The organism is Endozoicomonas sp. 4G (assembly GCF_023822025.1).
Taxonomy (GTDB): domain Bacteria; phylum Pseudomonadota; class Gammaproteobacteria; order Pseudomonadales; family Endozoicomonadaceae; genus Endozoicomonas_A.
Map to the genome: position 1 here is coordinate 1,399,619 of NZ_CP082909.1, position 26,673 is coordinate 1,426,291.

23 protein-coding genes are annotated in these 26,673 nt (G+C 48.0%); 6 read left to right on the plus strand and 17 right to left on the minus strand.

The genetic code is table 11. From position 1 onward, the window contains the following. Positions 1 to 290 precede the first annotated feature (290 nt). The 4 genes from K7B67_RS05160 to K7B67_RS05175 form a co-directional block, all read right to left on the minus strand. Complete coding sequence (locus tag K7B67_RS05160; protein ID WP_252179299.1) at positions 291 to 1,568, minus strand: ATP-binding protein; 1,278 nt, start codon at positions 1,566 to 1,568, stop codon at positions 291 to 293. 191 nt (positions 1,569 to 1,759) lie between these two features. Continuing rightward, on the minus strand, positions 1,760 to 2,590 hold the full coding sequence (locus K7B67_RS05165; RefSeq protein ID WP_252179300.1) for a hypothetical protein: 831 nt from the start codon (positions 2,588 to 2,590) through the stop codon (positions 1,760 to 1,762). 128 nt (positions 2,591 to 2,718) lie between these two features. Beyond that, entirely contained in the window at positions 2,719 to 3,549 is an 831-nt protein-coding gene (locus tag K7B67_RS05170) for a hypothetical protein (protein WP_252179301.1), read from the minus strand. A gap of 128 nt (positions 3,550 to 3,677) precedes the next feature. Next, positions 3,678 to 4,511: a hypothetical protein gene (locus tag K7B67_RS05175; protein ID WP_252179302.1), complete on the minus strand. Its 834-nt coding sequence runs from the start codon at positions 4,509 to 4,511 to the stop codon at positions 3,678 to 3,680. Positions 4,512 to 5,096: 585 nt separating this feature from the next. On the opposite strand from K7B67_RS05175, the gene K7B67_RS05180 reads away from it, so the two are divergent. After that, a complete protein-coding gene (locus K7B67_RS05180) occupies positions 5,097 to 6,821 on the plus strand; it encodes a hypothetical protein (protein WP_252179303.1) in 1,725 nt (574 codons plus the stop codon). A 76-nt stretch (positions 6,822 to 6,897) separates the two neighbouring features. Here K7B67_RS05180 and K7B67_RS05185 read toward each other — a convergent pair whose 3' ends face one another. The 11 genes from K7B67_RS05185 to K7B67_RS05235 all read right to left on the minus strand — a co-directional run bounded on the left by K7B67_RS05185 (position 6,898) and on the right by K7B67_RS05235 (position 20,953). Continuing rightward, on the minus strand, positions 6,898 to 8,526 hold the full coding sequence (locus tag K7B67_RS05185; protein WP_252179304.1) for a hypothetical protein: 1,629 nt from the start codon (positions 8,524 to 8,526) through the stop codon (positions 6,898 to 6,900). Between the two features lie 103 nt (positions 8,527 to 8,629). Then, positions 8,630 to 10,093 (minus strand): hypothetical protein, encoded by a 1,464-nt coding sequence (locus K7B67_RS05190; protein ID WP_252179305.1) that lies wholly within the window; start codon positions 10,091 to 10,093, stop codon positions 8,630 to 8,632. A gap of 99 nt (positions 10,094 to 10,192) precedes the next feature. Continuing rightward, the gene (locus K7B67_RS05195; protein WP_252179306.1) at positions 10,193 to 11,587 is read right to left on the minus strand and encodes a hypothetical protein; all 1,395 of its coding nucleotides are present in this window, start codon (positions 11,585 to 11,587) and stop codon (positions 10,193 to 10,195) included. Between the two features lie 275 nt (positions 11,588 to 11,862). Further along, positions 11,863 to 12,144, minus strand: a complete 282-nt coding sequence (locus K7B67_RS05200) for an addiction module antidote protein (RefSeq protein WP_252179307.1) — start codon at positions 12,142 to 12,144, stop codon at positions 11,863 to 11,865. Positions 12,145 to 12,147: 3 nt separating this feature from the next. Next, positions 12,148 to 12,447, minus strand: coding sequence for a type II toxin-antitoxin system RelE/ParE family toxin (locus tag K7B67_RS05205; protein WP_252179308.1), 300 nt, complete (start codon positions 12,445 to 12,447; stop codon positions 12,148 to 12,150). Positions 12,448 to 12,669: 222 nt separating this feature from the next. After that, on the minus strand, positions 12,670 to 13,887 hold the full coding sequence (locus K7B67_RS05210) for a type II secretion system F family protein (protein ID WP_252179309.1): 1,218 nt from the start codon (positions 13,885 to 13,887) through the stop codon (positions 12,670 to 12,672). Between the two features lie 79 nt (positions 13,888 to 13,966). Beyond that, positions 13,967 to 14,773 carry a symmetrical bis(5'-nucleosyl)-tetraphosphatase gene (locus K7B67_RS05215; RefSeq protein ID WP_252179310.1) on the minus strand — a complete coding sequence of 269 codons (807 nt, stop codon included), beginning with the start codon at positions 14,771 to 14,773 and terminating at the stop codon, positions 13,967 to 13,969. Positions 14,774 to 14,806: 33 nt separating this feature from the next. Then, positions 14,807 to 15,613, minus strand: coding sequence for a 16S rRNA (adenine(1518)-N(6)/adenine(1519)-N(6))-dimethyltransferase RsmA (gene rsmA, locus K7B67_RS05220; RefSeq protein WP_252179311.1), 807 nt, complete (start codon positions 15,611 to 15,613; stop codon positions 14,807 to 14,809). Between the two features lie 88 nt (positions 15,614 to 15,701). Continuing rightward, positions 15,702 to 16,688 (minus strand): 4-hydroxythreonine-4-phosphate dehydrogenase PdxA, encoded by a 987-nt coding sequence (gene pdxA / locus K7B67_RS05225; protein ID WP_252179312.1) that lies wholly within the window; start codon positions 16,686 to 16,688, stop codon positions 15,702 to 15,704. A gap of 129 nt (positions 16,689 to 16,817) precedes the next feature. Further along, the gene (locus K7B67_RS05230; protein ID WP_252180529.1) at positions 16,818 to 18,107 is read right to left on the minus strand and encodes a peptidylprolyl isomerase; all 1,290 of its coding nucleotides are present in this window, start codon (positions 18,105 to 18,107) and stop codon (positions 16,818 to 16,820) included. 2 nt (positions 18,108 to 18,109) lie between these two features. Beyond that, on the minus strand, positions 18,110 to 20,953 hold the full coding sequence (locus tag K7B67_RS05235) for an LPS-assembly protein LptD (RefSeq protein WP_252179313.1): 2,844 nt from the start codon (positions 20,951 to 20,953) through the stop codon (positions 18,110 to 18,112). Positions 20,954 to 21,241: 288 nt separating this feature from the next. Here K7B67_RS05235 and K7B67_RS05240 point away from each other — a divergent pair, with 288 nt between their 5' ends. The 4 genes from K7B67_RS05240 to K7B67_RS05255 all read left to right on the plus strand — a co-directional run bounded on the left by K7B67_RS05240 (position 21,242) and on the right by K7B67_RS05255 (position 24,090). Further along, complete coding sequence (locus K7B67_RS05240; protein WP_252179314.1) at positions 21,242 to 22,279, plus strand: phosphotransferase; 1,038 nt, start codon at positions 21,242 to 21,244, stop codon at positions 22,277 to 22,279. Beyond that, positions 22,276 to 22,950, plus strand: a complete 675-nt coding sequence (murU, locus tag K7B67_RS05245; RefSeq protein ID WP_252179315.1) for an N-acetylmuramate alpha-1-phosphate uridylyltransferase MurU — start codon at positions 22,276 to 22,278, stop codon at positions 22,948 to 22,950. Before K7B67_RS05240 ends, murU begins: the two co-directional genes overlap by 4 nt. Beyond that, positions 22,947 to 23,765, plus strand: a complete 819-nt coding sequence (djlA, locus tag K7B67_RS05250) for a co-chaperone DjlA (protein WP_252179316.1) — start codon at positions 22,947 to 22,949, stop codon at positions 23,763 to 23,765. The genes murU and djlA overlap by 4 nt, the downstream gene beginning before the upstream one ends. Before the next feature lie 118 nt (positions 23,766 to 23,883). After that, on the plus strand, positions 23,884 to 24,090 hold the full coding sequence (locus K7B67_RS05255) for a hypothetical protein (RefSeq protein WP_252179317.1): 207 nt from the start codon (positions 23,884 to 23,886) through the stop codon (positions 24,088 to 24,090). 45 nt (positions 24,091 to 24,135) lie between these two features. Here the strand turns inward: K7B67_RS05255 and hpaR are convergent, their stop codons facing one another. Then, positions 24,136 to 24,558: a homoprotocatechuate degradation operon regulator HpaR gene (gene hpaR, locus K7B67_RS05260; RefSeq protein ID WP_256484735.1), complete on the minus strand. Its 423-nt coding sequence runs from the start codon at positions 24,556 to 24,558 to the stop codon at positions 24,136 to 24,138. Positions 24,559 to 24,795: 237 nt separating this feature from the next. On the opposite strand from hpaR, the gene mmsB reads away from it, so the two are divergent. Continuing rightward, on the plus strand, positions 24,796 to 25,752 hold the full coding sequence (mmsB, locus tag K7B67_RS05265) for a 3-hydroxyisobutyrate dehydrogenase (RefSeq protein WP_346658272.1): 957 nt from the start codon (positions 24,796 to 24,798) through the stop codon (positions 25,750 to 25,752). Here mmsB and K7B67_RS05270 read toward each other — a convergent pair. Further along, positions 25,749 to 26,597, minus strand: a complete 849-nt coding sequence (locus K7B67_RS05270) for a S1-like domain-containing RNA-binding protein (protein ID WP_252179320.1) — start codon at positions 26,595 to 26,597, stop codon at positions 25,749 to 25,751. The genes mmsB and K7B67_RS05270 overlap by 4 nt on opposite strands. Positions 26,598 to 26,673: the final 76 nt, after the last annotated feature.

Here is a 26,673-nt window from a genome sequence, read left to right on the forward strand (position 1 = left end):
CGACTTTGTCGGGGTCGTTGTTTCGGGATGAAATTTCATCAATAAATATATGAACGATCAAATGATAGGTTTGAGTGTTCTCAATCTCGAACACTTGGCTTGCCATCGATAAAATTCTGCATATCTTGAAACATCTGATGAATATCAACGTAGGGATTTAAATAATAGGGTTGAGATTTCCCTGGCTCGGCATCCTTAATCGCCTGGCTCATCAGCCGATCAGAATTCTGTATGGCTTGAGGAACTAGATGGATACAGGCTTAACACTTAACTGCTTACCTCTTTTTGGCTTAGGCACGACGAATAACCTCTTTAAGAGAGTCAGAAATCTCCTTATAATTAAACTCAGGAATACCGCCTAACCGGCCTTCATTATACCATTTGGAAAATGGGCTTGAGTCCTTAAGCGAATTATCAAACTGTTCAATGCATAAATATTCTGTCCCAGAACCATGGTTTTTTCCACTCAAATAAACCTGATCTTTTCGTAAAATATCTTGAGACATCAGAGATATATCATGAGTTGTAAAAACCAGCTGTGCATTGTTTACATTTACGGTTGGATCATTAAACAGCTTGATAATTAACTCAGCAATATGTGGATGCAAGCTGGACTCAATTTCATCAATAAATAATGATGCACCCTTACTTAAAACCATTGCAAAAAATGGAACCAAACGAAAAAGCTTAATTGTACCTTTTGATTCTAAACCTTTGTCAAATTCCACAAGATCTCCAAAGTCTGACTTATGATAGAAAACTTCTCGCCTGGAGAATTCTTTAATAAATTTACCTTTTACTTCTTCTGGAAAATGCTCTGGAAGCGATAAGTTTTCAGGAAGCTCTTGCTTTACAAAATCAAACTTACTAATACCCAAGTCAGCTTTACTTAGAAATGAGTTAACAACTTTTTTATATCCTGATTTATTCGCCCAATCCAGCATAGAGAATGAGTGATCAGTGAGCATTATCAGAATGTTTTTTCTGAAATAATTATAGATATCACGTAAAAAAGACGGTGAGTCTGGGCTATTTCCAGCTTTTGACAGATAGCTATTGTTTGAGAAAAATGCAAACTGCCTTTTCCCTCCCTTATAGCTGTCACCAAATTTCACACCTTTCCAGTCTGTAGGGGAATTGCGTGTAAATATATTTGATGGCTTTGTAGTTTTATACAGATCCAGACTTTCATAAATAATATCAAATGCATCAAACTTTATTTGATACCGATATCTGTTTTTATTAACATAAAATTCAATTTCAAAGTTGGTTGGGGAGCCAAAAGTATCTTTTGAAAGCCTGTAAGGCTCATAGGCTTCTATTTCTTCACCATCCTTCCAGCTTCCACTCTCGATGACTAACTTTTTTAGGGCATCCAGAGCTAAAATAAGGTTGGTTTTTCCGGACGCATTTGCACCATAGATGGCTGTGGTTTTCAGTAGGCCAATTTTACCGTCAACGTATGAAATATTGCCTGGATGATGCTTGGGTTTTCTATCAGCATACAGGCTAAATACTTGCTCGTCCTTAATGGAACGAAAATTCTCTATTGTAAAATCAACGATCATAAGACCGATCCTTATCAGTGATAGAGGCTTTTTTTAGCCAAATTCGCATAAAATTACACTTTAGTCGGATTTTGGCACCTGAGAAAGCCCCTAACAAGCGTAACCTGGTCACCTGTATCCTTGGGCATGTCAGCTTTTGACATTTCTTCTTGAATGCTTTGCCAGTGAGTGTGGGGTTCTGAGCCTTACAACTACTGTAAAGGTTGAATCTTTGCAACCACTAAACTCAGAGGAGTTTCAAAAATCGCCTGATAATGACTCAATATGTCTTCAGTAGTATGGAAATAAATATTCCTACTTTCCATTTTACCTATACAAACATTATCTCCAATGTGAATAAATATATGAATGATGTCGTTATCTTTCAAAATCGCAAGAGGTGTGAATTGATGGTTTTTATCTAATTCTTTTAAGGTTGTAAATTTAACTTGGAAGTTGTCATGATATGAACTTGAATTACATTCCATAAAGTTTACAAATTGAAAGCAAGTTGGTTGGATTTTTCTACCTTTATAGATCTCACCCATAGTTTTTTTTCCTAATACAGGAACTGTCTCTGGGGGGCACTCGTCGAACAAAGATTGCAATCCTACATTTATACATCTTAAGAGTCGTTCTTGCCATGAATGTGAAGGTTGATAGTCGTGATCGCCATCTTCTGTTTTAATGTTAAAAGAGAAGGCGCTGTTTGGCCAGTCATCACAAATGTTAATCATTTTTTTTGCCAGCTCATTATCTCTTTCATTACCATCGATACAATTAAACACAGTGCCGTCTATTTCAAAAGGGAAATACTTTAATACCACTCTATCCTTCAAGCCATTCTCATGAAGCTTGGTGAAATCAGTCTCACTTTTTTTGGATTCATCAATTTTTATAGATAATGATGGCTTTGCGCATTCCACAGATCTGTTATAACACGTTGCTCCAGATGTTTGTGAATTGCACGGTTTTTGTGTTGAAGCTATATCGCTTGTTGAGAGAAATGTTTTATTTGAACTACTGTTGACCGGTGTCGTCATGATGTAACTCCTTATTCTTTTATTTATTGATATTGTTCAGAGTCACTACCCTATATAAAGTTCATAACATAATGGTCAGCCAATTTAACAGTGAGATGTGGCTAACCCAAGCGTTAGGTGCCACACAACTACTGTAAAGGTTGAATATTTGCAATCGCCAAACTCAAAGGAGTTTCAAAAGACGTCTGATAATGACTCAATATGTCTTCAACCGTGTGAAAAAAAATATTGCCACCTCCCATTTTACCGATGCAAACATTATCTCCAATGTGAATAAACATGTGCACGATATAGTTGTTTTTTAAAATTGCAATAGGAATAAATTGATCTTTTATATCTAAATCTTTTAATATTTTAAGTTCGATACGGAAGTTATCATTAAATGAATTTGAATTAAATTCAATGAAGAAGACAAATTGAGTGCAAGTTGTTGGGATTTTCTCACCTTTGTAAATTTCAGAAACAGTCTTATTTTCTAACAAAGGAACTAATCTATCTGGGGGGCAGTCATCGAAACAAGTCTGCAATCCCAAGTTTATACATCTTAAGAATCGTTCTTGCCATAGTTGTGAAGGTTGATAGTCGTGATCGCCATCTTCTGTCTTAATGTTAAAAGTGAAAGTCTTTTCTGGCCAGTCAGTAATGTCAATCAACTTCCTTGCTAGCTCATAATCTCTTTCATTACCATTGATACAATTAAAAACGGTTTCGTCTATTTCAAAAGGGATATACTTTAATGCTATTCTATTATTCAAGCCACTCGCATGAAACCCAGTCAAAGCAGTCTCTCTTTTTTCGGATCTATCAATTTTTATAGATAATGATGGCTTTGCGCATTCCACAGACCTGTTATAACACGTTGCTCCAGATGTTTGTGAGCTGCACGGGTTTTGTGTTGAAGCTATATCTGTTGTTGTGAGCAATGTTTTATTTGAACTACTGTTGACCGGTGTCGTCATGATGCAACTCCTTATTCTTTTATTTATTGATACTGTTCAGAGTCACTATCCTATATAAAGTTCATAACATAATGGTCAGCCAATTTAACAGTGAGAGGTGGCTAACCCAAGCGTTAGGTGCCACACAACTACTGTAAAGGTTGAATGGTTGCAATCGCCAAACTCAAAGGGGTTTCAAAATACTCCTGATAAAGACTCAATATATCTTCAGCGGTATGGAAAAAAATATTCCCGTCTCCCACTTTACTTATGCAAATATTATTTCCAATGTGAATAAACGTATGAACGATGTCGTTGTTTTTTAAAATTGTGATAGGAGTGAACTGGTTGTTTATATCTAAACTTTTCAAGTTTGTAAACTTGATGCTGAATTTATCTAGGAATGAAGTTGAATTAAATTCCATAAAGTTCACAAACTGATGGCAAACTACCGGGGTTTTTTTACCTTTATAAATCTCAGCAACAGTCTTATTTCCTAACAAGGGGACTACTCTATCTGGAGGGCAGTCATCGAACAAAGATTGCAATCCTACATTTATACATCGTAATAATCGTTCTTGCCATAGAAGTGAAGGCTTATAATCGTGATTTCCATCTTGTGTTTTGATAGTAAAAGAGAAAGAGGTTCTTGGCCAGTCATCACTAATATCTATCATTTTTTCTGCCAGCTCATTATCTCTTTCATTGCCATCGATACAATCAAAAACACTGCCGTCTATTTCAAAAGGGATATACTTTAATACCACTCTATTCTCCAAGCCACTCGCATGAAATCCAGAGAAAGTAATCTTTCTTTTTTCGGATCTATCAATGTTTATAGATACTGATGGCTTTATACACTTCACAGACCTGTTAAAACACGTTGCTCCAGGTGTTTGTACATCGGACGTGTTTTGTGTTGTGGCTATATCTGTTGTTGGGAGCAATCCGTTATTTGAACTATTGCTGACCGGTGTTGTCATGGTGCAAGTCCTTTTTCTTTTATTTACAGGTGTTGTTCAGAGTCACCGCCCTGTATAAAGTTCATAACATAGTGGTCAGCCAACATAACAATGAGATGTCAGTAATGCAGTCAAGCTTTGATATCCGTACACCCCTCGTTCCCACGCTCTGCGTGGGAATGCATACCTCACCTAGCAAACTAGTACACGGTTTCAATGTAATTGATGGGTTCCCTGTATTAATGGCACCCAAACTCCGTTCACCCTGAGCGAAGTCGAAGGGTGTCGGGCACGGTCTTTCTTGTTGGTTCGGAGTCCACATCCTTCGACCGTGCATCCTGAGCGGAGTCGAAGGGCGCTCAGGATGAACGTAGATTGTTCACATCAAACTCATTGAAATGATGTACTATCACAGAACCGGTAACCCACATAGCAATTCAGAAATTCTTGGCTATTCTCTGTTTGTCCTGCGAATAATAAAACCGGTCAATATTGTCCCTTCCATTTTTCCAGAGCAATCGGTCAGCAGAGGTTGTCCGGGCGTTTTGTATCAGACAGGGAGGGCAGGGTTGGCATTATTAACACAAGATTTTCAGAAAAATTTGAATGCATTTTTACCGTTTATTCAGAGCATTTGTTCTTTTCCTGCTGGCTGTACTGTTTGTGCCGCTATGCCACTCCACAACCATCACGGATCGACATAATCCGGGCGGGCACGGGGGTGTTTTCTTTTCGCCTCCCCCGCCACCCTGGGGAGGTAGCAGGCCATCAGGATTATTCGAGATAGACCTGGTCATCCTGAAACCCGTTATCACATGGCTAATGTCTAAATTTCTTGAGCGTACTGGCCTGCAGGCAGGTAATGTGCATGGCCAACCCTCTGGTAGCCCACCGGATGCAGGATCAAAGGACGAAAATAACCACCATCAGAAGGGGAAAAGAGAAGAACCTGAAGACCAGGAGAGCCAATCACCGGGAGACGGTAATAATGGCAGCGGGGATGGTAACAACAGAAAAGACGACAATGGAGAAGAGAGTGAAAATAATGCTTCGACTCAAGAACTTCAGGCACTTGCAAACCTGCTTATAGCCATCATTGAAAGCGGCGATCCCGATGCCGTTTTTAAGCTGAGGCAAATACTGGATGACCTGGACACGCCTCAGCGTTTGCAGGTTCTGGTAACAAAAAGCACAAACTCCATAGGGGAGACTGTCACTCCGCTTGAGGCAATACTGCAACTACAGCGTTCTTTCAATGAGGATTCATTGCGCAACCGGTTTCTCGAACAGCTGATAGAGGCCACAAGTGATGAAACACGGACGTTGAATGACCCTGACATTCTGTCTTCACTGCAACCGATGATTCCACCTGACTGGTCACTGCCCGAAGCTGGCAATAACAACCTGATGATTTTGCATAAGATCGTTCTGAACATCATCCACAGGGTCAATCAATCTGACCGGCAGCCACCTATAGGACAGTTTGAAAAACGTTGCCTTACTGAGTACTTTGTGCAGCTATTCCTGCTTTATTCGAATCCACTTGAATCCATTTGTGAACTGTTAAGGGCAATACCAGATCCAGTCATAATCCGTGATATTCTGATGTTTGCACCATCATTGACATTTTCCATCCCTTTTCGCGATACCCTTACACAACTTGAACTACACCCGTCGTCCAATGAATTAATGCGCTTCTCAAATAGACTGTGTACATTGTTGCTGCCTTGCATTCCTACAGAAGAGCCTTCAGCGCAGGGGTCTGTAGCCAGAAACAATGATAATACCTCCAACGAAATAATTGCCGACAATGCAAACACCTTTACTGATTCTTTCCGGCAGGTTGATAGCGGCCAAAATGCCTCTGGTGTTAGCGCCAGCTCCCCTGGCTCAACCACTGACAGATACTTGCAGTCGGGAGCAAGGCCAAAGCAGTGTACCCGTGCTGGTCGGCAAAAAAACTCAGGCCAGGATATGTCCTGCACAGAGCTTGAGCGTTTGCCAGAGTCTTCTGATACGCAGGGCAGGTTTGCTCTGAGGTGTGATCTCTTCTTTTGTGAACCGACAGGGCCTTCGGATATACCAGGGTCTTCTGGCGCTCAAGGCAGGATGGCTCTGAGGTGTGATCTTTTCTTTTGTGAACCGGCATGGCTTTCGCGTTTGGCAGGGGCTTCTGGCACACGGGGCAGGTTGGCTCTGGGGTGTGATTTTTTCTTTTGTGAGACGACAGAGCCTTCGCATTTGCCACAGTCTTCCGGCGTTCAGGGCAGGATTTCTCTCCGGTGTGATCTTTCCTTTTGTGAGCCGACACCTGCTGTTAAGAGGGATTAAAACTCCCTCGTTCCCACGCTCTGCGACACCCTCTCTGCGAGGGTGGAGGTTTATTTTAGGTGGATTGGGAGGCGGATCAGTCGTTATCAGCTTTCTTTCTTTTCTCGTTAGATGGCGGCTGGTCACAGGCTTTCCTTTTGGGTTTCCTGGATCTCTGGTCGGCGGGCAGGTGGGTCTGTTTGTGCGCTTTCAGAGTGCCCAAATGGTTGGATCTGTAGTTGCAGCCCTCATGGTCACACTGGTGTATCTTGGGTTTTTTGATTCTCTGGTCGGCGGGCAGGTGGGTCTGTTTGTGCGCTTTCAGAGTGCCCAAATAGTAGGAGCTGTAGTTGCAGCCTTCATGGTCACACCGGTATACCTTGGTTCTCTTGGGTCTCTGGTCAGCAGGCAGGTGGGTTTGTTTATGCTTTTTCAGATTGTTCGGTTGTTCGGTGCTGTAGTTGCAGCCCTCATGGTCACAGTGGCTCACCTTCTCTCTCTGGTCAGCAGGCAGGTGGATCTGTTTGTGTTGTTTAAGATTGTTACTGCGGTCAGTGCTGTAGTTGCAGCCCTCATGGTCACACTTGTGCACCTTGGGTTTTTTGACTCTCTGGTCAGCAGGCAGGTGGGTCTGTTTGTGCGTTTTCAGATTGCACGCCTGATCGCTGCAGTAGTTGCAGCCCTCATGGTCACACTTATGTACCTTGGGTCTTTTGGTTCTCTGCTCGGCAGGCAGGTGGGTCTGTTTGTGCGTTTTCAGATTGCACGCCTGATTGCTGCTGTAGTTGCAGCCCTCGTGGTCACAGTGGCTCACCTTGTCTCTCTGGGCAGTAGGCAGGTGGTTCTGTTTGTGCTTTTTAAGATTCTCCTTGCGATAAGTGCCGTAGTTGCAGCCCTCATGGTCACACTCGTGCAGCTTGGCTGTTTTGGCTCTCTGGTTAGCAGAGTCCGCTTCTGTCACGTCTACTTCTGATGCAGTGAGTAATTTACTGTCTGAAATGAACTCCTGGTTAGTCATTTCCTGTCTCAGAGTTGCGCAAAACTGACTGAATTCGATTAATGCCCGAAAAGGATCAAGTGTCGTGTTTTCACACTGAACATCAGATTCAGCTTCGCGCTCGTCAGGACGATTGTCGCTATTTTCATCAGAGCTACCGCTGTCTTCACTGCCAGAACCTTCATCACAGGCTGCCCGACTATAAGCCATAATCTCGACGCCAGAGTCAGGAGAAAAGCAATAGCGAGAGTCTGGCTTTAAGAGGATGTCATCACCAAAACAAACTTCTGGCATATCGGAGTGGTTCGCCTCGGGTTCTTGCTTCAACTCCCACCAGTCAATGGCCTCGCTCTCTTCTTCAATGCTCTCTTCTCCTGGTTCTTCAAGCCGGTCTCTAAAGCGAGAGAGCATCAGGCTGCCTCTTTGTTTGGCAGTTTCAATGATTTGACGTTGCTGATCGTCGCCTTGCTGTATCTCAGTGGCGATCGTTTTAACTTTAGAGTCGAGTTCCGGTAGTACATCCCGGACTAGGAAAAGGGGATCTGTAACAAACGTCAGTAGCAGCCTGTTTTTGACGTCCGGGAAGTGAAGGCCAACTTTCAGGTTATCGTCAGGCAGAAGTGCCAGAGCGAAGAGCAAAGGCAACCTATTTTCCTGAGCGTGGCCATGAGAGTAATGCACAGAAAAGGCAATGACCAAGGTCAAAATCAATGTTTTTTTGGATTGCAAGGCCTGGCTTACCAGTCGTTAAAATGTTTATTGAGAAATCAGGTTAGTCAAAATCTGGAGAGAGGTTGAAGGTTTTTTTTGAGGGGGGTTGGGAGGCGGATCATTATTTATCACTTTTCTTTCTTTTCTCGTCAGATGGCGGCTGGTCACAGGCTTTCCTTTTGGGTTTCCTGGATCTCTGGTCGGCGGGCAGGTGGATCTGTTTGTGTAATTTCAGGTTGTACATCCGATCGGTGCTGTAGTTGCAGCCCTCATGGTCACAGTGGTTCACCTTGTCTCTCTGATCAGTAGACAGGTGGGTCTGTTTGTGCTTTTTCAGACTGCTCTTCCAGTCAGTGCTGAAGTTGCAGCCCTCATGGTCACACTGGTGTACCTTGGGTCTCTGGTCGGCAGGCAGGTGGATCTGTTTGTGTTGTTTAAGATTGTTCTTGCGGTCAGTGCTGAAGTTGCAGCCCTCATGCTCACACTTGTGCACCTTGGGTCTTTTGGCTCTCTGGTCAGCAGGCAGGTGGATCTGTTTGTGCTTTTTCAGGTCGCCCTCCTGGTTGGCGCTGAAGTTGCAGCCCTCATGGTCACACTGGTGCACTTTGGGTCTCCTGTCAGCAGGCAGGTGGGTCTGTTGGTGCCTTTTCAGATTGTTCAGCTGGTTGGTGATGTAGTTGCAGCCCCCATGGTCACACTGGTGTACTTTGGGTCTTTTGACTCTCTGGTCGGCAGGCAGGTGGGTCTCTTTGTGCCTTTTCAGATTGTTCACCTGGCTGGTGATGTAGTTGCAGCCCTCATGGTCACATTGGTGCACTTTGGGTCTTTTGGCTCTCTGGTCGGCGGGCAAGTGGGTCTGTTTGTGCGCTTTCAGGTTGTACATCCGATGGGTGCTGTAGTTGCAGCCCTCATGGTTACACTGGTGCACCTGGGGTCTCTGGTCGGCAGGCAGGTAGGTTCGTTTGTGTTTTTTCAGATGGCCCGCCCGGTGGTTAGCAGAGTCTGCTTCTGACTCGTCTACCTCGGACTCAGTGGGTATTTCACTGTCTGAAACAGGCTCCTGCTTAATCTTTTTCAGTTCCAGAGTCGCACGACACTGATTGATTTCATTGGATACTCGAAAAGGGTTAAGTGTCGTGTTTAGATACTGAGCATCAGTTTCGGCATCAGTTTCGGCATCAGCTTCGTCTTGGTCTTGGCCTGAAGGATTGTCGCTGTTTTCATCAGTCGCTCCGCTCTCTTCACTGCCAGAATCCTCATCAGCGGCGGCTCGACAGTAAGCCTTAGCATCGACGCTCGGGAAGTGAAGGCCAATCTTCAGGTTAGCGTCAGCCAGAAGTCTTATCCGGGTGAGTTGGTTATTTCCAAAGCACACTTGTTCTTGCGGTGTTTCAGTGTGCCAACACTGTGTGCCAGGGAGTGGTAGGGCATTAGCCTCCCTAACGTAAACTTTTTTTGTGGATGAGACCTCAATAAAAAGCATCGCGAAGAGCAAAGGCAACCTATTTTCCTGAGCGTGGCCATGAGAGTAATGCACAGAAAAGGCAATGACCAAGGTCAAAATCAGTGGTTTTTTGGATTGCAAGGCCTGGCTTACCAGTCGTTGAAATGTTTATTGGTAAATCAGGTTAGTCAAAATCTGGAGAGAGGTTGGAGTTTTTTGAGGGGGTTGGGAGGCGGATCATTATTTATCACTTTTCTTTCTTTTCTTGTTAGGTGGCGGCTGGTCATAGTCTTTCCTTTTGGTTTTCCTAGATCTCTGGTCGGCAGGCAGGTGGGTCTTTTTGTGCCTTTGTAGATGGCTTTTGTAGCTAGTGCTGTAGTTGCAGCCCTCATGGTCGCACTGTTGTACCTTGGGTCTCTTGGCTCTCTGGTCAGGAGGCAGGTGGGTTTGTTTGTGAGTTTTCAGACTGCCCATGAACTCGGTTCTGAAGTCACAGCCCTCATGGTCACACTGGTGTGCCTTTGGTCTCTGGTCGGCAGGCAGGTGGGTCTGTTTGTGCGCTTTCAGGTTGTACATCCGCTCGGTTCTGTAGTTGCAGCCCTCATGGTCACAGTGGCTCACCTTGTCTCTCTGGTCAGTAGGCAGGTGGCTCTGTTTGTGCGCTTTCAGACTGCTCGTCCGGTCAGTGCTGTAGTTGCAGCCCTCATGGTCACACTGGTGCACCTTGGGTCTCTGGTCGGCAGGCAGGTGGGTCTGTTTGTGCATTTTTAGTTGTCCCATGTGGCTGGTGCTGTAGTTGCAGCCCTCATGGTCACAGTGGCTCACCTTCTCTCTCTGGTCAGTAGGCAGGTGGGTCTGTTTGTGATTTTTCAGATTGTTCTTGCGGTCAGTGCAGTAGTTGCAGCCCTCATGGTCACACTGGTGCACCTTGGTTTTTTTTACTCTCTGGTCGGCAGGCAGGTGGGTCTGTTTGTGCGTTTTCAGATTGCACGCCTGATTGCTGCTGTAGTTGCAGCCCTTATGGTCACACTGGTGCACCTTGCGTCTTTTGGCTCTCTGGTCGATAGGCAGGTGGGTCTGTTTGTGTGTTTTCAGGTGACCCATGTGGTCGGTGCTGTAAGCAGGTGGGCTGATTTCCGGGGTGTTAGCAGAGCCTGCTTCTGTCACTTCTGCTTCTGACTCAGTGGGTATTTCACCGCCTGAAATGGACTCCTGGTTAATCATTTTCTGGCACAGAGTCGCACAATACTCACTGATTTCGTTTAGTGCCCGAAAAGGGTCAGGTGTCGTATTTACACACTGAGCATCAGTATCAGCTTCGTCTTCATCTTCATCTTCATCTTCATCTTCATCTTCATCTTCATCTTCATCTTCGTCTTCGTCTTCGTCTGAATGGTTGTCGCTGTTTTCATCGGTCCCTCCGCTCTCTTCACTGCCAGAACCCTCATCAGAGGCGGCTCGACAGTAAGCCTTAGCTTCGACGCCCAAGAAGTGAAGGCCAACTTTCAGGTTATCATCAGGCTGAAGTGCCAAAGCGAAGAGCAAAGGCAACCTGTTTTCCTGAGCGTGGCCATGAGAGTAATGCACAGAAAAGGCAATAACCAAGGTCAAAATCAATGGTTTTTTGGGTTGCAAGGTCTGGCTTACCAGTCGTTGAAATGTTTATTGAGAAATCAGGTTAGTCAAAATCTGGGGAGAGGTTGGAGTTTTTTGAGGGGGTTGGTAGGCGGATCATTATTTATCACTTTTCTTTCATTTCTCGTTATTAAACAAACTGGAGGAGTACGGGTACTTGGCTCGGGCTCGACAGACGGCCTGAGTCCATTAATGAGACATTCGTTCCTTGTTCTGGGCAGGGAGTCAACATGGTTAGCAATTCCGGCGAAGATGCACTGGCGCGAGCCTGACTGTCAGGCGGCGATCTCCAGCTGAACTCCCAGCGCTTTAAGCAGTCGATGCACAGTATCCCAACGGGGCTGAACCTTGCCGTTAAAGGCTTTGTACAGGCTTTCCCGGTTCAGGCCGGTCTGTTCAGCCAGTTGTGCCACGCCTTTATGTTTAACCACATGCCCAAGGGCCACAATAAAAACACCGGGGTCATTATCCCGGTAGGCTTCTGTCAGAAACCAGGGAATGTCGTCATCGGTCAGGGCATTGTCAAAAGGGTTGTAAGGTTTCAACGATTCGTTCACAGTTTATTCCTCCAGATTTTGCAGTATCTCCCTGGCTGTTTCAATATCCCGGGGCTGGCTGGATTTGTCCCCACCGCACAATAGGATGATCAGTCGCCCACCACGGACAGTGAAATAAAGCCGGTAGCCTTTGCCGACAAATATCCGCATTTCACTGATATTGCCACCCACGGATCTTACATCACCGAGGTTGCCAGCCTCTGCACGAGCCAGACGCATGGTGATAGCTCTCAGCACCTGCCGGTCTTTCAGTCGGGACTCCCAGCGGTCAAATTCCCGGGTGCGGATAATCTCATACTTCATGACAGGATCGTAGTCAGAAGGCTACTAATTTGCAAACCTCAAGGGTTGTTTTCTGTTAAGACGGATTAAAACTGTTTACACATACCCGTTTTCTGAATGTGAGTGGATTAAGAGTGCTGACAGACAGCCCCATGAAACAAGGGCTGTAGACTAACAAGCTGTTTTCGTGTCGATATTTTGATCCATCTGTAAACAGTTTTAATCCCCCTTAACAAAAATAACTCAAACCACAGACCCCAACTGAAAGATAGGCAGGTACATAGCAATAATAAGACCACCGACCAATACCCCAAGAACCGACATGATCATAGGTTCCATCAAGCTGGTCAGGCCATCCACCATGTTATCGACTTCGTCCTCATAAAAGGTGGCGACTTTGTTGAGCATTTCATCCAGAGAACCGGATTCTTCACCAATGGCTACCATCTGGATGGCCATGGCCGGGAAGATGCCAGAATTTCTCATGGCAAATTGCAGCTGCTGACCGCTGGATACGTCTTCCTTAATCTGCTGGGTGGCATCGAAATAGACGATATTACCTGAAGCCCCAGCCACCGATTCAAGGGCATCCACCAGGGGAACACCGGCGGCAAAGGTCGTCGACAGGGTTCTGGCGAACCGGGCTACCGCTGATTTATCAAGAATTTCACCGAGCACCGGGATCTTAAGAGTGATTCGATCCATTCTGTCTCTGGTGGCTTTGGACTTCTGTAACAGTTTTTTGAATATAAATCCAAAGACAATAAGCGCGGCTATTGCTATATGCCATGAACTCTGAACTGCTTCAGAAATACCGATAACCAGCTGGGTAAACGCGGGCAGTTCAGCGCCAAATCCCTGGAATACCTCCTCGAACTGAGGCACTACATAGATCAGTAGAATGCCGGTTACGATCATGGCAACAGCGACAACCGCAATGGGATATTTCATCGCTTTTTTGATTTTTGCCTTGAGGGCTTCCGTTTTTTCTTTATAGGTGGCAATTCTGTCCAGAAGTGACTCCAGTGAACCTGACTGCTCACCGGAAGCAACGAGGTTGCAATAGAGGTCATCAAAATAAAGTCGATGGCTTCTCAAGGCGTCAGCCAGAGTGGAACCACCGGCGACATCCGTCTTGATTTTGCCAATGAGGTCTTTCATGGCAGGCTTTTCGATACCGTCAGAAGTGATATCAAAAGCCTGGAGCAAGGGGACACCCGCTTTCATCATGGTGGCTAGCTGGCGGGTAAACAGGGCAATGTCCATGGGCTTGATTTTGCCGCCTTTGGTGCCCAGCGACATACCCTTTTTTCTGACTTTTGTTGAGTTGATTCCCTGTTTACGAAGTTCGGCCTTGACCAGGGCAATACTGCTACTTTGGAGTTCTCCCTTGGTCTTCCTGCCACTCTTGTCTTTTCCTTCCCAGACAAACGTGGCTGTTTTTGTTTTTTTGCGTGCCATATCTAGCCAGTTCCGTTTAATAGCGCTAATGGCTTTGTCGGCGAGTAGTGTGTGAGACCTTAGGGAAACTTGGGCAAAATTAGCAACAGTCCACTGAAGTGGTACTGTAGTCGTCCAGATTCAGGGCCGTGAGGCAGCGTCCCCAAACGCATCCGGTATCGAGAGCATGCATTTTTTTGCGCTGACTGTTACCTTCCAGGGCTGCCCAGTGACCGAAAATAATGCGTTTTTTATAGATGGGGCTATCAGGAAAACTGTACCAGGGAGCGAATGTCTTTCTGGCAGAGGCGGTCTTGTTATCAAGATCAAGCCGACCATATCGGTCACAAAAGCGCATCTGTGTCAGATAAGTTGCGGTCAGTTTGAGTTTGGCTCGACGGGTATAAGCTTCTTCCATAGAGCTGATGGCATCTGATTTGAATAGAAACTGAAGAAACTCCCGATAGTTTTCTCCCTGAAGCACTTCCTCCAGCTTGCCTGCGTACAGGCAGGCCTGTTTCAGGGTCCAGATGGGAGGAATTCCGGCATGCACCATGGTGACTTTACGTTGCTTATCACGATGTATCAGTGGTCGGTGCCTTAACCAGTCAATCAGTGAGTCCCGGTCGGGGGCACTGAGCAGGGGGGCTAACGTATCTTTTTTTTTGGGTCGACGAACCTGTGCAGCAACAGCCAGCAGGTGCAGGTCGTGATTGCCCAGAACAGCAGTGCAATCGCTACCGAGACTTTTCAGGTAGCGCAGCGTGGCCAATGAGTCAGGGCCGCGGTTGACCATATCTCCTGCCACCCACAGCTGGTCAGGGCCAGGCTTGAACTGCACTTTGTCGAGCAGGCGCCTGAGAGGCTCGTAACATCCCTGGATATCACCTACGGCGTATACGGTCATTAACAATAATCTCCCGATGATCAAAAAATTATTTTAGTTGTTTTTGGCTGATGCATGCAGATAATTGGCGATAGCAACGAACTCAGGCAGAGTCACCGTCTCAGGACGACTCGTGGGGTCGATGCTCAGTTCAGTCAGTTCATCGGCAGAAATCAGTTTTTTCAGCGTGTTTCGCATGGTTTTGCGACGTTGCTGAAAAGCTTCACGAACCACCCTTTCCAACAGTTTGACGTCATTTGCCGGGTAAGGCAGCTCCTTATAAGGCTCAAGCCTTACAATAGCGGAGTCAACTTTGGGAGCCGGTTTGAAACAGCCCGGCCCCACAATAAACAGGTTGTCTACCTTGCAATAGTACTGAGCCATGATGCCCAGTCGCCCATAGTGCTTTTCACCGGGCTGGGCTGCCAGTCTTTCCACAACTTCTTTTTGCAACATGAAATACATGTCGCTGATCAGTCCCTGAAACTCAAGTAGATGGAAAATCAGCGGAGTGGATATATTGTAGGGCAGGTTGCCCACCAGTCTCAGTGTTTCACCTTCTTTAATAAGAGAGGAGAAATCGAACTTGAGAGCGTCGCCTTCGTGAATCCTGAACTCAGGGTTCAGGCCAAACCTGAGCTTCAGAGTCGGGATCAGGTCTCTGTCCAGCTCAACCACATCCAGTTGCCCGGCACCGTCCAGCAGAAACTCGGTCAGTGCACCCTGACCGGGGCCAATTTCCACAATTCGGTCGCCCGCTTTTGGGTGTATGGAACGGATAATCCGTTGAATGACACCGTGATCGTGCAGAAAGTTCTGACCAAATCGTTTACGGGCCTTGTGGTAGGGAATCTCAGCCATGCTTTCTTTCGATTAATAAAGGGGGCGCTATGATAGCGACAGATCACTCTTTTGGCTACCGAACATATCGCCGAACTATATCGCCGAGCTATACCGAGCGCATATCGAGCGCATAACGAATAGCGGTAAACAAGCTGCCCGCATCAGCTTTTCCTTTACCCGCCAAATCCAGTGCTGTGCCATGATCGACAGAGGTGCGAATGATGGGCAGACCCAGGGTGATATTGACGGCATTGCCAAAGCCTTTGTACTTGAGAACCGGCAGGCCCTGGTCGTGATACATCGCCAGAACAGCATCGGCCTTTTCAAGGTATTTGGGGTTAAAGAGTGTGTCTGCTGGCAGGGGGCCTACTAAATTCATACCTTCGCGATTTAACTGATTGAGAACCGGAATAATGGTTTCAATTTCTTCCATGCCAAGGTGGCCGCCTTCTCCAGCGTGAGGGTTAAGACCGCAGACCAGAATCCTGGGATGCTCAATGGCAAATTTTGTCGCCATATCCCTGTGAAGAATCCTGATGACTTCTTCCAGAGAGGTTTTTGTGATGGCAGACGAGACCTCTTTAAGGGGCAGGTGGGTGGTAGCCAGGGCGACCCTGAGACCTTCTGTTGCCAGCATCATAACGACTTTTTGAGTGTCGGTTTGCTCAGCCAGAAATTCAGTGTGACCACTGAAGGGGATACCAGCATTATTGATCACTTCCTTGCTGACAGGGGCGGTGACCATGGCGTCAAACAGGCCACTCTGGCAGCCTGCAACGGCGTAGCTCAGCATGTCCAGAACGTAGGAGCTATTGGCTGTATCCAGCTGCCCGGCAGAGCAGGGTTTGGGTAAAGAGAAGGGCGCAACGAGAAGCGTACCTGCCGCAGTGGGTTCTGTGTTATCGGGGTTGAATAATTCAAAGGTTACATCCATTCCCAAGGTGTCCGCACGCTCTGCCAGAAGCTCAGGGTCGGCAGCGACCACGATGTGTGCTGGAAAAGTCTGGTGCACCAGTTGCAGGCAGAGGTCGGGTCCGATACCCGCAGGTTCACCTGAGGTAATAATCAGTCTGGGCAGTGGGTTGCTTTTCATAAGTCAGCCATAGAGTCAGGGAATAGGCAGTTCACCGAGTCTATAAAAAAGCAACGCCCCAGAGAACCGGGGCGTTAATTTTTTAAGGTGAACGTTTTTAAGGTGAACGTTTTTAAGGTGAAGAGTGCCTCAGAGACGAATTTCTACGTAACTCTGATCTCTGATTTCACGCAACCACACCTGAAGTTCTTCTTCAAACTTGCGGTTGCCCAGGATTTCACGCACCTTGTTCCTGCGGACCTGTTCACTGATATCTGAATTACGGGTGCCCAGTACTTGCAGTACGTGCCAGCCGTAAGAACTCTTGAAGGGTTCGCTGATGACTTTTTCAGGCGTCTCTTTCATGGCTTTCTGAAATTCAGGAACCAGAGACTTGGGAGAAACCCAGTTCAGGTCGCCGCCATTCAAAGCTGAGCCGGTGTCGTCAGAGTAGGCCTTGGCCAGTTCGGCAAAATCCTCACCTTGTTCGATGCGGTCATAAAGGCTTTTGGCCAGCATCTGCGCTTCAAGATCGCTGCGAATCTCGTTGGGCTTGATCAGAATATGACGAACGTGTATCTGGTGTTGAATGTGCTTTTCATTACCGCGAGAGTCGATCAGCTTGAAGATATGAAAGCCACCGGGGGTGCGTATCGGTGCCGATACTTCTCCGTCTTTCATTTTCAGCGCCTGTTCGGCAAACAGGGTGGGCAGTTGGTCAGCAGAGCGCCAGCCGAGGTCGCCCCCGTTTAAGGCGCTCTGGCCGCTGGAGTAAGTCAGCGCCATTTCGGAAAAGTTGGCACCTTTATCAAGCTGAATAGAAATGTTGTTGGCTTTCTTCTCAGCTTCCCGAACCTGGTCTGGTGTCGGATTATCCGGTGTGGCAATCAGAATATGGCCCAGACGATATTCCACCTGCATGCTGGCCTGACCCTCTGGCGACTTGAGGAAGTTATCCACTTCCTGCTCGCTGACCTGGATGCGCTGGGCAATCTGGCGCTGACGCACGCGGTTGATAATCATCTCGCGACGAATCTCCTCCCTGGCATCGGCGTATGACAAGCCGTCTAATTCGAGATTTTTCTTGAATTCCTCGACCGACATGCCATTACGTTTGGCGATTTTGCTGATGGCGTCATTCAACGTCCAATCATCAATACGGATGCCACCACGCTGACCCATCTGCAATTGCAGGTTCTCAAGGATCAGCTGGTCCAGGACCTGCTTCTTGAGGATGTTGTCAGGAGGCATGGGAATATCACGGCTGCCCAACTGACGCTGTACAGCTTCGATACGGTTATTCAGTTCGCTTTCCATTACCACGTCTTTGTCGACGACGGCAACAATGCGATCCAGTGGTACCGGCTTGGCGTTAGCCGTACCGCCGACCACTGACAGAGCGCAGCAGGCGGCAAAGAACAGATTTTTCAATCCCTTCATCATTACTTCTCGTGAATCTCGTAACCTTGGATAGCTTGCAAGTATTCCGTTCCGGAGCTACCGGTGATATTACCCAGTCCACGAAGGATGAACTGGAAGAAAATACCGCTCTTCGGATCAGGGTGGTCAATATTATCGTCTGTTTCGATCCATGAACGCCAGAAAAACCGAACCTGATAACAGCAACTGTTGTATTCGACACCAGCAAGGCTCTCAAGGTTCCTTTCATTGGTTAAATCATATTGCCAGCGACCCAGACCCACCCAGTTGGTGGTCATGGGGATCGGCCAGGCAAAAGACAGGTCGGTCTGTTTCAGGTTATTACCATGGGTCTGGAAACCTTTGCCGGGATCGGTGGGGTCGATAAGCACGTTATGGCCATCTTCATCTTGAACATAGCGATCAACCTGATCCCTGAAGCGGAAACCCAGGTTTAACGTCTTGCGCTGTTCAGGCTTCCAGCGGTAATACAGACCGTAGTTGTCGAGACGATTCTCGTTGGTATTCCAGGAGAAATCCTGTCTCACACTCATGGCGCGATTGAAATTGTAGATGAATTCCGAGGCCAGGGGCGACGTTGGATCGGTCAGCTCACTTCTGAGCCTGTCGTCCATGGCCGCATGGTTTTCCTCAATGTCCCGGATTGGCACTTTCTCGAAACCTAAATTGGTCGCTATATAGACCTCACGGTCCCGAAAATGGACAATCTGGCCAATACCAAAGCGCATTCGTTCAAAGCCATCGTCCTCAATCAGGCGGGTGGTGACCCCAAGCGAGAGCTGGTTGGCATCGCCAATGCGATCATAGCCACTGAAGCGGTTATCCAGCCATAGCGAACTGTAAGTGAAGCCCATGGCGGCGGTGTCGAAAGTCGGGTTGTATTCCTGGTTTTCGACATAAGGCACGTAGAGGTACTTGGCCCTGGGTTCCAGAGTGTGGGTAAAGTCGGTGCCGAACAGGTTAGTAAAGCGTTCAAAGTAGAGGCCACTGTCCAGACTGAAAGAACCGGCTGTGGTGCTTGGAGACTTGGTAAAGTCATCCGGGCCAATAACAGACTCGCCGTAGGCTCCCTGAAGATCGTTGACAACTTCACTGGCCACCAGATTGCTGAGGTTGTAGTTAACACTGCGAACTTTTACTTCAGGTGTCAGGAAACCCCAGATAGTCTGCATTGGATAACTGGCACCCGCCTGAGCATAAGCCCGACCACCTTCGGCTTTTTTGACGCCGTAGCCTTCATCGTAAACACTTTGCCTGATATCCGGGTCATCAAAATCCGGGTGCTCAACCTCTCTGACAAAGCGCCAGTCATCAGCCCGGCTGAACTGGGTGTAATCCGCCAGGTAGCTGACCTTCAATGTTTCACCGGCCTGCCAGTTGCCGCTGAAGACCAGCTGTGGAAGCTTGTTATAGGGGTCGTCCGCAGTCTGATTCATGTTTTTGAATTGATGAGCATTCAGACTGAAGGTCCAGTTGTTGTAGGTATTGCCACCCAGATACTGGGTGCCTACCTTTTGATTCAGTGGACCGGTGCTGGACAGGTTCAGACTAGTACCAAAGTCCTCAATATAGTTTTTGTCGCTGGCATCGGCGTAGTCGAGCTCAGCAGTCCAGCGTTCAGAAAAACGCTGTTGGTAGCGTACATTAGCCAGCCAGCGTTCCTGATCGTAATAAGGGTTTTCTTTTTCCAGCTTGTCTTTGCCGATCAGCCCGGCAATGCCCGCTTCGCCTTCACCACTTTTGTTCATGTAGCGGAATTGGTTTTCCAGCAGCAGGCCTCGTTTGGTGATAATGCGAGGCGTGATGGTGGCATCGTAATTCGGGGCAATATTCCAGTAATAGGGCAGGGTTAAGTCCATACCGCTTTCACCATCTACGGCTATGCTCGGGTACAGGAAGCCGGATTGACGGCGGCTATCAATCGGGAAATACAGGTAGGGGGCGTAGAAGATTGGCAGCCCTTCAACCCGGATAACGGCGTCACGCGCCGTACCGTAACCGGTATTGTGATCCAGGGTGACATTCTTGCCGGTCAGCAGCCAGCTTTCATCACCGGGGCGGCAGGTAGTGTACGAGGCATCTTCCAGTACCAGTGAAGAGTCCTCGTTCCGGATGATTTCTTTGGAGCTTCCTCTGGCATGGGCTCCATGCAGGGCGTAACTGGCATTTTCGAAGGTAGCCCGGCCAGTATCGAGCAGCATATCGCCATAATCACCCACCAGCAGGGTGCCAGGCTCGCGGAAAACCACGTTGCCTTCAAACTCGGCATAATGGGTAGCACGATTCACCCTGGCGATATCACTTTGAATCTGGCGATTGCCCTGTCTGATAGAAACATTGCCGGTAAGGGTCGCTGTCTCGTCCTGGTCATAGGAGGATTCATCGGACTCGGCAATGATGGGAGCTGAGTCAGGATCCCCTTTGAAGTGTTTGCCCGGGCGGGGAGGCTCTGAATAGTCACCTGTACACCAGGGCGTTGTCTGATCCAGAGCTTTCTGTTCTTTCCTGCTGAGTTGGGATTTAGGTACCCAATCCAGTGTTGTCCGGAGGTTGGCGCGGCTGTTGCTGGTGGCTACCGTCGGTGTTTGACGGTTGCTTTTGTCGCCAGTGGGCTCGGTGACAACCTGTGCAGCAGGACGAGACGCCCGTTTCATAACCGTTGGCTTGACGGGTTCGACTGAACACTGCCAGCCAGAACCATCAGGGTTGGCTTTACAGCTCCACTGATCATCAGGTGACAGCGAGGATTCGGCATAAACCCGGGTGGCAGGCTGGCTGGCAAGCAACACGGCAGCAATCGCCAGGGGTAATGTCCTTGGTTTGAAAGGTAGAGGGTGTTTCTCCATGAGCTCAACTATCCCGTGCCGTTCTTATTACCATAATTTGAGGGTTTTTCCTTGACTCCGGTTTGAGTCGGAGTGAGATAAATCGATTTACCATGGTTAATGGCTGTTTACCATGACTTATGGTCCGGCTGACTGTTTCAGAAGGATGCTGGTTTCTGTGCATGGTTTAAGGCTCAGTTATCACCCTTACTAGTCTGTGTTACTCTGTCTTTCAGTGCAATACATTTCACACATTGATGTTAAGCCTTCAGTCGTTCAGCTCGAATTTAACACAGGATATGCAAGCAAGTGACCACTTCTGCTCACGATCGTCTCCAGCAACTGGAACAATGGGCGTATAAAACTTTAGCACCGGGTCAGACGTTACCCACCCAGGCCGCTCAGATGAATCCTGTAGGTGGTGATGCAGGTTTCAGGAGTTATTATCGAGTGCAGGTGCCAGAAGGCTCATTACTGGCAGTGGACGCCCCGCCGGAAACCGAAGATTCCCGTGCTTTTGTCGCTATCGCCGGTTTGCTCAAGGCTCAGGGCATTTGTGTGCCGGATGTGCACGCGGTGGATTATCAGTCCGGCTTTATGCTGGTGGATGACTTTGGCGACACCTTGTTGCTGGAAGCCCTGGACGACAACAATGCGGATCAGTTCTACAAAAAAGCTCTGGCTATTATTCTGCAAATCCAGCGTTGTGAGCCTGATACTCTGCCTCCCTACAGTCGTGAGTTGTTAATGACTGAGCTGGACATTTATCCCCAGTGGTTTTTAAAAGAACTGTTGGGTTTGGATATTGACAGCAATTCCAGCCAGCAGCTCGACCAGTTGTTTGAACTGCTGACCGGGGCAGCCTTGCAACAACCCAAAGGGTTTGTTCACCGTGACTTTCATTCCAGAAATCTGATGGTGCTTGCCGAAGGGAACCTGGGCGTCATTGATTTTCAGGGAGCCCTTCATGGTCCCGTATTGTACGACGTTGTCTCTTTGCTGAAGGATTGTTACATCAGCTGGCCCAGGCAAAAGGTAGAAAGCTGGCTGAGAATGTTTATCCAGTCTCACCCCCGGCTGAAAGAGCTGAACTTTGAAACCAGTCTCAAATGGTTTGACTGGATAGGACTGCAAAGACACCTCAAGTGCCTCGGAATATTCTCCCGACTCTGGTTTCGGGATAACAAGCCCCAATACCTGCCGGAGATTCCAGCAACATTCGCCTATGTTATGGATGTCTGTGACCGCTACGAAGAGCTGGCTTTTCATGGTAAATGGCTCAGGCAGTCTGTGGCACCCATTCTTGAAGAGTGTATTACGGCGACAAGGAAAGAGGCTGAACAATGAAAGCAATGATTCTGGCTGCCGGCCTGGGAAAAAGGCTCAGACCGCTGACTTTGGAAAAACCCAAGCCACTGGTGCCAGTGAACGGTAAACCACTGATCGTGCATCATTTGGAAAAACTGGCCGGGAGTGGCTTCACCGATATCGTGATTAACCACGCCTGGCTGGGAGAAAAACTGGTTGCGGCCCTGGGCAATGGGAGCCATTGGGGGCTGAACATTGACTATTCAGCGGAGCCTGAGCCCCTGGAAACCGGTGGCGGTGTGTTCAAAGCATTGCCGCTGTTGGGCGATGATCCTTTTCTGCTGGTTAATGGCGATGTTTATACCGACTACGCCTTTCACTCTTTGTCAGGTTCACTCAGGGGATTGGCCCATTTGGTGCTGGTGGATAATCCTGACTTCAAGGAAGTCGGGGACTTTGCCCTGGACTCTCTCGGTCGGGTTCAGGCAGATGGTCAGAACAAGCTGACTTTCAGTGGAATGAGTGTCTTGTCACCCGAACTCTTTGCGCATTGTAAATCCGGAGCGTTCAGGCTGGCACCTCTGTTGATTGATGCCATGGCCTCGGGCAAAGTAACGGGCGAACATTATTGCGGACTCTGGACCGATGTCGGCACAGTGGAACGATTGCAGAGTCTGGAAAAACATTTAAATCAGAGCAGAGTAAAATGACAGCAATTCTGATCGGTGTATTCATCGGTTTTATGTCTGGAGGACCTTTCGGGGCAGTATTTGGTGGCATTCTGGGTGCCTGGATCAATCGGAATTACATTAATCCTAACCAACGGGCCGGTGGTGGTCCCCGTGGGTATTTTGATCGTCAGCGCGCCCAGAGTGCATTTTTTCAGGCCACTTTTCTGGCTATGGGCCGGTTGGCCAAAGCTGACGGGCGAGTCAGTGAGCATGAGATTGAAATGGCATCAGCCATTATGAATCAGATGCGGTTATCGCCGGATCAGCGTGAGGCTGCGATCAATCTTTTTAACCAGGGTAAACAGCCCAATGCTGATATCAGTGCGGCCCTGGCTGAGTTTCGCAGGGTGGCAGGTTCCAGTACGCTGATTCCTCTGTTTCTTGAGATTCAGTTGCAGGCTGCCTATGCCGATGGCAGCCTGACTCAGGCTGAACGGGTTGTTTTCAGGCAGATATGTGAGCAACTGGGTGTCAGCCAGATCAGTTTTGAGTTACTTCATAAAAGGTTTCAGGCCCAGAGAGCGTATTATCAGGCAGGGGGTCAGCAGGGCGGCGGCTGGGCGCGCCCGGACAGTGGGCAAAGTCTTGCCAAAGCTTATGAAGTACTGGGTGTCGAGCCTGCTGCGACGGACAGTGAAGTGAAAAGAGCCTACCGAAAGCTGATGAGCCAGCATCACCCCGACAAGCTGGTGGCCAAAGGTCTGCCCGAAGAGATGATGGAAGTCGCCAAGCAGAAAACCCAGGAAATTCAGGCAGCTTACGATCAGGTTCGGGAACATCGCAAGGGTAAATAATTTTGTTATGTTGTCGGGAACTTTTCTGAAAGTGAGTGGACTAATGCTCCACTCAATTGCAGAGCATGGAGTGCCTGTTGTATCGGAAAGGACGCTTTCCCCCACAGGAGCTTCACCCATGTATATGGTCAGAAAGCGGTTTATGTATTGGCATATCCCGCCAACATGCCGGATTACTTTGAAAAGAGAGCGTGGAGAAGTCTACTGCTTCTACCCGGTTAAGCGGGTGAAAAGGCAACAAAATGTCATCAAGTACATTCTCAGAGTCTTTCATGATCCCATTGCAAAAACGATCCGGGATCGTGAAGTGGAACTGAGCTGTTGAGAAGGACCTCACCATGACTGATGGTCGTTGAGCGGTGTTTGCGCTTTAGTTGGTCAACAGGCTGACTTCATCAAGCAGCTTTTTCAGTCGTTCCATCTTTTCCTGGCTCAAACCCTGGGTCAGGCGGCGATAGCTGTCCTCCACCATAGGGGTCATCTCATCCAGCAGCTTTCTGGCTTTTGGGGTGGCTTTCACTAAAATACGTCGGTGGTCTTCTGATGACTTCCGGCGGCTAATATAATCCTGTTGCTCAAGACGCTGGATAATACCTGTCAGGCTGGGGCTCAGGATACAGCAGGCATCGGCCAGCTGCTTGGTTTCCATCTCATCGGCATCGTTCAGAACTCGCATTACTCTCCACTGCTGTTCAGTAATAGAGTGCTCTTGCAGCATGGGACGAAAGAAGCTCATGGCAGCCTCTCTGGCTTTGAGTAATTTGAGCGGAAGAGAGTCTTCGTACTTGCGCATCGTGTTCCGTTTACAGCTAATAACTATGAAGGGTGGATTGTGTGCATCTTGCTCTGGATAATCAAGCCAATGATGCAATTAATCCTATGGTATTTACTCGTACTGGACAAAACTCACCGTCACTGCATCTGTACCTCTAAAAGAGTATGTCGCCGGAATATGCTTTTTTCAGAGAGGTATTGCTTTCAATCGTGGAACCCATCGGTTGTAGTTTTATCCTGAATGTTGCATATAATGATGCCTCTATCTAAATGGTCGGTTGATAATAATAACAAATACTTTGGAGTGCAGATCATGGCAACAGTTGCGTTTATCGGTCTTGGAAATATGGGCGCTCCCATGGCGGCCAACCTGGTCAGGCGTGGTCACGACGTGAATGTATTTGATCTTGTTCCTGAGGCAGTCCGTTCTCTGGCAGCCCAGGGGGCAAAAGCCGCAGCCAGTGCCGAGCAGGCCTGTTCCGGGGCCGAGTTTGTTATTTCCATGTTGCCTGCTGGCGAGCATGTTGAAAGTCTCTATCTTGAACAGGGCTTGCTGAACCTGGTTCCAGCTTCTGCCATTCTTGTTGACACCAGCACTATTGATGCCGATACCGCCAGAAAGTTATCCGTTGCAGCTTCCGGGCGAGGGAAGTCCATGGTGGATGCGCCCGTGTCCGGTGGCGTTGCCGGTGCAGTTGAAGGCACTTTGTCGTTTATGTGTGGGGTGGCCGATCCCGAAGTGTTTGAGAAGGTGAAGCCATTGCTGCTTGATATGGGCAAAAATGTCTTTCTCGCGGGTGGTCCAGGTGCCGGTCAGGTGGCTAAAGCCTGCAATAATATGTTGCTGTCTATCCTGATGATTGGCACCTCAGAGGCCCTTAACCTTGGCGCTGAAAATGGCCTGGACCCTGCCGTACTTTCCGACATCATGCTGGCCAGCTCAGGAAAAAACTGGGTGCTGGAAGGGTATAACCCATGTCCCGGCCTGATGGCAAATGCCCCGGCTTCCAAGGGCTATGAGCCAGGCTTTATGAGCGAACTGATGTTGAAAGATTTGCGCTTGGCAATGGCGGCTGCCGGCGATAGCAAGGTCGTGACGCCTTTGGGTGACCTTGCCTGTGCCCTTTATAACCGCCATGTTTCCCAGGGTATGGGTAAGAAAGATTTTTCCAGCATCTTCCAGGCCATCCAAAATCTCCAGCCAGAAAGTTAATTGCTGCGGATACCCGATGCTTCCATTTGAATCAGGCGCTGTTTGTATAAGCCACCCAGCGCCATTTTAAAGGCGCGTTTACTAGTTCCGAAGACTCGCTTGATTTCAGCAGGATCCGTTTTATCGTTCATAGGAAGAAAACCTCCTGCCGCAGCCAGCTTGTCCATAATCTGTTGGCTGAGAGAGTCCATTGCCTTTCGATCAAAGCCGGGTTTTTTCAGGCAGAGGTCAATTTTCCCATCCGGCCTGATACGCTTGATATAACCCTGCACCTTGTCACCCAGTTTGACTGTGTCGTGTACTTCTTCTCTGAAAAGCAGTCCTTCGTGTTTGTTATTGATAATGGCCATGTAGCCAAGATCGGTTTTTTCGTAAATCAAAAGAGAGACCGGCTGGCTGTTTCGGTACTCGTCTGCTGAGCGATCAATAAACTTGTGGAGTCTTGAGGAGCCGACGATACGTCTTGTTGCTTCATCCTGATAGAGATAAACGACATAGCGCCCACCTTCACGCATAGGGGCTTTTTGCTCACGAAACGGCACCAGCAGATCCTTGCCAAGGTTCCAGTCCAGAAAGGCGCCTACCTGATTCACTTCCTTGACTTTCAGGGAGGCAAACTCACCAACACAGGCCAGTGGTGTTTCTGTCGTTGCGATCAGGTGCTCGTCTGAGTCCAGGTAGACAAAGACATCCAGTTCATCCCCGACCGTGCAGTCTGCAGGCGCATGCCTTTTGGGTAGCAGGATTTCATCGAACTGTCTGCCGTCCAGAAATACGCCGAAGCCTGCTTTATCGACGACTTTCAGACGATTTTTCTGGCCAACTTTAACGTATTTTTCAAGCATATTTGTTCCTTTGGGTGACAGGAGGGAAGGCTGAGCAGGGTGGGTATTCTTGCACGAAGAGCCTTAAATGGATAGC